The organism is Salipiger bermudensis (genome assembly GCF_017309175.1).
Taxonomy (GTDB): domain Bacteria; phylum Pseudomonadota; class Alphaproteobacteria; order Rhodobacterales; family Rhodobacteraceae; genus Salipiger; species Salipiger bermudensis.
The window spans coordinates 1-5,730 of the sequence record NZ_JAEKJV010000039.1 but is presented as its reverse complement, the minus strand read 5'-3'; the positions used below and the strand labels follow the sequence as shown (position 1 = coordinate 5,730).

Below are 5,730 nucleotides of genomic sequence, written 5' to 3'. Positions count from 1 at the left end.
AAACGATCCACCCTGACCAATACACAATCAGGGCAAAATCGCCGCGGGATGGAGCAGCCCGGTAGCTCGTCAGGCTCATAACCTGAAGGTCGTAGGTTCAAATCCTACTCCCGCAACCAGTTCTAACGAACTCGGATCGACATCACCCAGCCCTCCGGGCTGGGCTTGCGCGATCATCGCGCTCAGCGCCCCCTCAACCTCCAGCGTAATCCCTTTCGTCTCCGCGTCGTGATGCACCACAACGCGGTCGATCAGGCTGCGCAGCAGGTCCAGCGCCGGGACGCGGATCGTATCGTCCTTCAGCGCTTCCGACAGCTCCGTGACCTTGCTCCGATAGAGCTCCGCCAGCTTCGGATGAAACCGTACCGCGCTCGGGGCAGGGGCCTCGAGCTTGCGCTCCAGCTCGGCCTTCTCCTCTTCCAGCGCCTGCAGCTTCTGCAGCAGCCCCGGTGTCCGTAAGCCATCGGCGATGGCGTCATAGAGGCCTGCGAGTTTGCGCTCGACGTCCTTGAGGGCCTTGCGGGTCTGTTCGTGTTTGATCCCCTCGTCACGTCTCTGGGCGTTTGCGGCTCTGGTGAAGGCAGTGACGAACTCTGCCACGGCGTCCGGTTGCATGAGGCGATCCCGCAGGAGCCCGAGAGCGGCGTCTTCGAGGGTCGCGCGCTTGATCGATGTGCGGGCGTCGCAGGTGCCAAGCTTGCGCGCGTTGGAGCAGGCCAGATAGTCCCGGCCGACCGCGGCAAAGCCGCCGCCGCAACAGCCGCAGGCAAGCTTGCCGGTGAGCAGGTGAGTGCCGCGGCGCTTTTCCCAGAATTTGCTCTTCCGGATGCCTTGAACTGCGGGCGTGGCGTCGATCTTTTCCTGCCGCTCCTTCACCGACGCCCAGAGATCGTCGCTGACAATGCGCAGCTCCGGCACCTACTGGATGACCCAGTCGCTCTCGGGGTTGAGGCGCGAGACGCGCTTGCCCGTCGCCGGGTCCTTCACGTAGCGGAGGCGGTTTCACACGCGGCGCCCGAGATAGAGCTCATTGTTGAGAAGGCCTGTGCCACGGATGCGGTGCCCGCGGATCGCGGTGTCGCGCCAGAGCTCGCCGCGCGGGCCGGGGATGCCATCCTCGTTGAGCCCGCGGGCGATGGCTTTGGGCGACTAGCCAGTGGAAAATTCGGAGAACACGCGGCTAATGATCTCCGCTTCTTCGGGAATGATCTCGCGCTCGCCGGTGACTGGCAGGCCGTCTGCACCCAGCCTGCGCACCACCGCATAGCCATAGGCGTTGCCGCCACCAGATTTGCCCGCTTCGACGCGGCCGCGCAGGCCGCGCCGCGTCTTGGCAGCAAGGTCTTTGAGGAACATCTGGTTCATCGTGCCCTTGAGGCCAACGTGCAGCTCGTTGACCTCGCCCTCTGAGAGGGTGACGACCCGCACGTTATGGAAGTTGAGCTGCTTGTAGAGCGTGGCGACGTCGGCCTGGTCCCGGCTCAGCCGGTCCAGGGCCTCGCAGAGGATGACGTCGAGCCCACCGCGCGCGGCGAGATCAATCAAGCTCTGCAGTCCGGGACGGTGCATGGAAGCGCCCGAAAGCGCCATGTCGCTGAACTCCTGCACGACGCTCCAGCCTTCTGTGTGGGCGCGGTTTTGGCAGAGCCGCACCTGGTCCTCGATCGAGGCTTCGCGCTGCAAGGCCGAGGAGAAGCGGGCGTAGATGGCGGTGCGCATGGTCAGGTGTCCTTTTTGAGGCTGTCGATCAGGCGCGCGTGGCGGCGGCCGACGTCCAGAGCGGTGGCGTGGTTGTAGTATTTCTCGGCCGTCAGATGGCCATTGTGGCCGAGCAAGGGGCGGATGTGCCCCACGGCCTCGGGCGAGATGCGGGCCAGCGTGGTGGCCGCGATGTCCCGAAAGAGATGCGGCGAGATCACCACGCCGAAGAGGTCCTGGGTCAGGTTGCGGATCAGCGTGCCGGTTGCCGTCCCGGTCAGGGGCATGCCATCCTTGGTGACCCAGAGGCTATCATGCTCGGCACCGCCTCGCGCCATGAGCCAGGGGCGGGTTTCGCTTGCGTAGCGCTGCAGCGACGGCACAAGGACCTCGGGCACCACCGTATTCCAGTAGGTCTTCGTCTTGGTGAGCTCCGGTTTGGTCACGATGTGGATGTCACCGTCCTCGAAGAGAATGGACTCGCCGAGCCGGAGGCTGGTCAGCGCGCGGCGGTGCAGCGGGATCAGCGACAGGAAGGCCAGCAGCGTCCCGTTGCGCTGCTGCAGCGCTCCCTGGAGCGGCGATGCGATGGCTTCGGCCTCCGCTTCCAGCTCGAGGCTCCTGGCGAGCACAAATTGGCCGGAGAGGATACGCCCGTCCTTGCGATGGCTGACGTGGTCGTCGGCCTTCTGTTTGAGATGGAATTCGATCTTTCGGAAGGAGCCCCAGTCCACGGTGGGATAGCAGGCCGCCAGGACCCGCAGGGTGCTGGACGCATAGAGATGCTGGCTCTTGGGCGACAAATGCGCGTTGGCCTCGATGAACTCCAGGTAGCGGGCATTGGTGAGGCGCTGGTCCGGTGGCTCCGAGAGTGCCCCCGGCAGGACGTCCGCCACCCAGGTGAGCCATTTTCCGTAACCGCTGCGAAGCATGCCGAGCGTCTCGTCCGCCAAATGCGACAGCGGGCCGATATCGTCGAACAGGCCGCCGGTCTGGACGGCGCGGCGCCACATCTGCTGATCCGCAGCAGGCCAGTCAGCAAGGGACAGAATGCGAACGGTCCGGGTCATTGCTGCAGCTTCCCGACAATATCCGCATACGCGCGCGCGGCAGAGGTGGTCTGGCAGAGGTGGTCTCTACGCCGGTATAGGCGTTGAGCGTGCTGGTCAGCCGCGAATGGCCGAGCAGACGGCGCGCGGCCTCGTAGTGACCGGGGCAGGCCTCGAGAAGAAGGTGGGCGGCGAAATGGCGGAAGAGATGCAGGTTCACATCGAGCCCCAGCTCGCGGCGCAGGCATTTCTTGAGGCTGGCCGCAAGCTGCCCGTCGGCCATCGGGCCGCTGCCATCGCGCTTGGGGAAGAGATAGGTTGTTCCTGCCGGGCAGAGCCGCGGCGAGCGCAGGGCAAGGTGGCGCTCGATCATCGCAACGATCCGCTTCGGCAGCTCAAACTCCAGCATCTTGCGGTTCTTCACCTCGTCCTGCGGGAGGACGAGATAGGCACGTCCGTCTCCCGGACGCTGCAGGTGGCGGTCGAGGTCAATGGAGCGCAGGTTGCGGCGGCGGATCGGGCAATACAGCAGGATTTCTAGGGCAATGGCCTGTTCGCGCAGGAGGCACGCCTTGTGGGACGTCTGAGTGCCGGCGCGCTTCATCAGGGCCTCCGGCAGCTTGGCAATGCGCGCCCGCATTTGCGGGGCCAGCATCGGGCGCAGGCGCGCGCGGTTCTTCTCGGTCATCCCCTGCTGCTTCCTGGGCAAGCGCTTCACGTACTTGTCGAGCACGGGCTGCTCGGCCCGCCCGAGGTGGCGACGCCCCACCTGCTGCAGCGCCAGGATGGTCTGTTTCAGGCCCGGGGTCAGCGCGGTACCACTGCGCGCGTAGAGCCAGCGAAGGCCGACCTCGAGCATCTTGTCGGAGAGGAGAGCTGCAATATCGGGGATATCTTCGGCGGGGACGCCAGACCGCACCACAGCTCCCGCGAAGCGCTCCAACAGGCGGGCATAGGTCGCGATCGATGCCGGGGCGAGGGGACGGGTGCCGGGCTCGGCGAGGAAGTCCGTGCGGCCTGTGGTCTCCTTGAAGCACGCAAGATCAGCGGCAAAGCTCGCCGGGAAGGTGGCGAGCGGTAGCTTGATCGTCCGGGCTTTCGGCGCCGCGCCCTTCAAGCGCGTCTGCGGCCATTCCGGGATATGATCGACCGAGCGGTTCCAGGCGTTGACCGCGTTGCGCAACGATGCCGCCGGATTCTTGCGGATCTCGTCATCCATCAGGGCGTCGTGGAACGCGGTCACACGCGGGTCTCCGACCTCCTCGGGGGCGACCCCCCAGGCGATCCAGGAAGTAGACAAAGCGGCTGAGCGAAGCGTGGATCTTGCCGCTGGCGCGGGCGGTTTCCCACAGCACTCGCCAGCCTTCGGTCAGAACATGTTGCCGGTTTGTTCTGGGCTTCGCAATCCCGGAATGCACCAGGGCGGCCCGGGCATTGCTCACAAGGTTGGCCCAGGTCTTCTGCGAAACCCCGATCATCGCCGGGGCGATCGCTTCGAGCCGGGGCTGGAGCCACCGGAGCTCCGCGGGAACATTGCTGGGGGCTTTCCCCAGCGCTTCCGCCACGCGCTTGAGGGCGGACGCCATGTCGCGCTTTCGCGTGGCGCTCAGGTCGGTGTCCGCCGCAATCTTGGCGAGAACATCGCTGAACATGGGGGTCTGATGGGGGAGGAGGGCGAGGCTCAGGTCGTTGGCGCTAAAGTGCTTCATTCGGGGAATTCCTTTCTGGACAGGGTGGGTCTCGGGAAGACCGGAGGGGACAGAGGTGGACATTCGGGAAGATAGTAGCACCGAAAATCTATTCTTTACGGAGGGGATGTCTTCCTGACGGATCAGTAAAGTGCTGTTAATAAATGACTTTTGTGGATAGCAGGCCCTACCAGTCGCGGCGGCGACGGTAGGCCATATGGGCGTCCGGATGGATGCGGATGAGGCGGCCGCGCGGGCCGGTCCGGATCACCTCGAGCAGGCCCGCGTCGATGGCGCGGCGGACGGTCTTCTCGGACACGTTGTCCTCGAAGGCGACCTGCTTCACGGTCTTGAGACGGGCAGTTCCTTTAGTTGGAATCTTTTGCGGGGGCATGGGGTGCGATCTCCTCGCCGGGGGTGAAGGAGACACGCGTGTCCTTCGCAGCCGCCTCGCCGAGAAGGCGGGCGAGAGTGAGGAGAGCATCATTGATCCGATCGAGATCGGAGGCGGTCTGCTGTCGAGAAAAGGGAGCGCGTGTCATGGGGTGACCATGACAGCGCGCTCAACATCCGGCACATGGGGTCGGACGAATTTGAAAAACGATTGCTACCTCTGGACTAGTCTACGTCTTCGACAGGGCCGGTGCCGAAGGTTGGCTCCCCGAGAGCTTGGTCGTTTTCGGTGCGAATAGCGTGCAGCTCTTCGAAGCGTGCGATGTCTTCCTTGAGCGTTTCACCGCTCAAGCGCTTTTCCGGATTGCCGATCATCAACCTGACGTCCTGGATGAAGTCGATCAGGCGCCCGGTACGTTTGCCTGTGTCGGGGCCAACCGTGCCGGTCGAGACGCCGATCTTCTGTCCGGCCTCCAACCAGGCGTAGCAGCAGGATTCGACGACAGGCATGCGGCGCACGTCACCCAGCGTTCTCTTGTCGTCTGGCGACAGGTCCGCGACAGCCCCGCGGATTTTCAGCACTTCTTCGAAGGCATTTTCCAATCGCCTGTCTTCAAATATCTTCTTGAGTTCGGACATTCCCGACTGCAGGGCTAGGAGCAGGGCACTGGTCTTGGAGTCTTGCTCTCGTGCTGGACTTAACCTCGACAGCCTCGCCTCGAACTGGGAGAGCCGGTGGCCGAGTATTCGATATGACGCGTAGATGCTTTCGATTTCCGCGATTGAACCGCGCCGGGTTTGCCGGAGGCTGGTTGATTTAAGTTACGCAGCCATGGTCTGAGTTTCCAGAGCTGCGTGGTAGTTTGCTTCGGCCTCTGCTGGCGGGATGTTTCCGATGGGTT

The 5,730-nt window shown here is 64.1% G+C and carries 8 protein-coding genes and 1 tRNA gene; 1 reads left to right on the top strand and 8 read right to left on the bottom strand.

The annotated features are described in order from the left end of the window. Positions 1-42 precede the first annotated feature (42 nt). Positions 43-119, top strand: a tRNA-Met gene (locus tag JF542_RS24135). On the opposite strand, the gene JF542_RS24495 is transcribed toward JF542_RS24135, so the two are convergent. The 8 genes from JF542_RS24495 to JF542_RS24105 form a co-directional block, all read right to left on the bottom strand. Continuing rightward, a complete protein-coding gene (locus JF542_RS24495) occupies positions 76-876 on the bottom strand; it encodes a recombinase zinc ribbon domain-containing protein (protein ID WP_340689182.1) in 801 nt (266 codons plus the stop codon). The genes JF542_RS24135 and JF542_RS24495 overlap by 44 nt on opposite strands. A 126-nt stretch (positions 877-1,002) precedes the next feature. Next, positions 1,003-1,137, bottom strand: a complete 135-nt coding sequence (locus JF542_RS24490) for a recombinase family protein (protein ID WP_340689181.1) — start codon at positions 1,135-1,137, stop codon at positions 1,003-1,005. Positions 1,138-1,149: 12 nt separating this feature from the next. Beyond that, positions 1,150-1,719: a recombinase family protein gene (locus tag JF542_RS24485; protein ID WP_242533922.1), complete on the bottom strand. Its 570-nt coding sequence runs from the start codon at positions 1,717-1,719 to the stop codon at positions 1,150-1,152. Between the two features lie 2 nt (positions 1,720-1,721). Beyond that, positions 1,722-2,768, bottom strand: coding sequence for a site-specific integrase (locus JF542_RS24125; protein ID WP_207077713.1), 1,047 nt, complete (start codon positions 2,766-2,768; stop codon positions 1,722-1,724). Further along, positions 2,734-3,966 carry a site-specific integrase gene (locus JF542_RS24120; RefSeq protein ID WP_207077712.1) on the bottom strand — a complete coding sequence of 411 codons (1,233 nt, stop codon included), beginning with the start codon at positions 3,964-3,966 and terminating at the stop codon, positions 2,734-2,736. Before JF542_RS24120 ends, JF542_RS24125 begins: the two co-directional genes overlap by 35 nt. Beyond that, positions 3,959-4,456, bottom strand: coding sequence for a hypothetical protein (locus JF542_RS24115; protein ID WP_207077711.1), 498 nt, complete (start codon positions 4,454-4,456; stop codon positions 3,959-3,961). Before JF542_RS24115 ends, JF542_RS24120 begins: the two co-directional genes overlap by 8 nt. Before the next feature lie 166 nt (positions 4,457-4,622). Continuing rightward, positions 4,623-4,829, bottom strand: coding sequence for a MerR family transcriptional regulator (locus JF542_RS24110; protein ID WP_207077710.1), 207 nt, complete (start codon positions 4,827-4,829; stop codon positions 4,623-4,625). Between the two features lie 224 nt (positions 4,830-5,053). Further along, positions 5,054-5,467 (bottom strand): hypothetical protein, encoded by a 414-nt coding sequence (locus JF542_RS24105; RefSeq protein WP_207077709.1) that lies wholly within the window; start codon positions 5,465-5,467, stop codon positions 5,054-5,056. Positions 5,468-5,730: the final 263 nt, after the last annotated feature.